Raw genomic sequence first — 829 nt, forward strand, 5'->3', positions numbered from 1 at the left:
TCCGCTCTGGCGGCGATGAACGGCACCGATCCCGAGATCGGCGAAGAGTCGATCAAGAAGCTGATGGCAGCCGTGGACGAGTACATCCCGACGCCCGCGCGCGCCGTGGACCAGCCGTTCCTGATGCCGGTCGAGGACGTGTTTTCGATCTCTGGCCGTGGTACGGTTGTGACGGGCCGCATCGAGCGTGGCGTGATCAACGTTGGCGACAGCATCGAGATTGTCGGTATTCGTGACACGAAAACAACGACTTGCACGGGCGTCGAGATGTTCCGCAAGCTGTTGGATCGTGGTGAGGCGGGCGACAACGTGGGCGTTCTTCTGCGCGGTATCGAGCGTGAGGGCGTCGAGCGCGGCCAGGTTCTGTGCAAGCCCAAGTCGGTGAACCCGCACACGAAGTTCGAGGCCGAAGCCTACATCCTGACGAAGGAAGAGGGCGGCCGTCACACGCCGTTCTTCGCGAACTACCGTCCGCAGTTCTACTTCCGCACGACGGATGTGACCGGCACCGTGAACCTGCCCGAGGGCACGGAAATGGTGATGCCCGGCGACAACCTGAAGTTCGACGTGGAGCTGATCGCGCCGATTGCGATGGAGCAGGGTCTGCGCTTTGCGATCCGCGAAGGCGGCCGCACCGTCGGCGCGGGTGTCGTGTCGAAGATCACGGACTGATCCCGAGACGCGCCCGGATCGGCGTGTCGAAGATCACGGACTGATCCGACTACCTGCGCGGCCCCAACGAGCCGACACATCCGACAAACACCGCAAGGGCCTCCCATCGGGAGGCCCTTGTTGCATCCGGCGCACGGCTGCGGGGATCGTTTGCAGG

Annotated in this window: 1 protein-coding gene; it reads left to right on the forward strand. The window is 63.8% G+C overall.

What is annotated here, in order from left to right; translation table 11 throughout:
* The coding region (locus Q1A06_RS20890; protein ID WP_299568045.1) for an EF-Tu/IF-2/RF-3 family GTPase at window positions 1-672 on the forward strand (672 nt) is incomplete at its 5' end.
* Between the last annotated feature and the right edge of the window lie 157 nt (window positions 673-829).

The sequence above is a fragment of the uncultured Sulfitobacter sp. genome, from assembly GCF_947497275.1.
Taxonomy (GTDB): Bacteria; Pseudomonadota; Alphaproteobacteria; order Rhodobacterales; family Rhodobacteraceae; genus Sulfitobacter.